The organism is Streptomyces doebereineriae (assembly GCF_031845645.1).
Taxonomy (GTDB): Bacteria; Actinomycetota; Actinomycetes; order Streptomycetales; family Streptomycetaceae; genus Streptomyces; species Streptomyces canus.
In genome coordinates this window covers 1-464 of the sequence record NZ_JAVREZ010000238.1, presented here as the reverse complement: position 1 = coordinate 464, position 464 = coordinate 1, and the positions used below count along the sequence as shown (strand labels likewise).

The 464-nt window shown below is 64.7% G+C and carries 1 pseudogene; it reads left to right on the top strand.

The features are described 5' to 3' along the window. Positions 1-56: 56 nt before the first annotated feature. Positions 57-464: pseudogene (locus tag RNB18_RS51650) on the top strand (cytochrome P450); the annotation flags it as partial.

The following is a 464-nucleotide window of genomic DNA, read 5'->3' as shown; positions in this document are numbered from 1 at the left end:
CTGTCATACTCTATCCGAGACGCCGGTCGGCGTACGAAGAGAGGATTCCCGCCCCGATGACTGAGCTCGGCGTGACTGGAACCGCCAACATCAACGATCTGCCATTCGCCCAGGACAGGTCGCGTGCTTGGCGGGAGCTGCGAGAGGCCGGGGAAGCGGTCAAGTCGGGTGAGGAGATCGTCCTGACCAGCGCCGCGGCAGTGGAGTTCGCCGCAAAACGCCCCGACATCTTCTCCTCGGCCCGGGCCTTCGATCGACTGGGCAGCCCTGTACCGCTGATTCCGATCGCGATCGATCCGCCGGACCACACCCGGTTCCGCCGCATGCTGGATCCCTTCTTCAGCCCGAAGAAGATGGCCGAGCGTGAGGCAGAACTACGCCGCCAGGCCGGCGAGTTGATCGATGCGATCGTGGCAGCGGGAGAATGCGACGTTGTTCCCGACCTCGCCACACCGTTTCCCTCC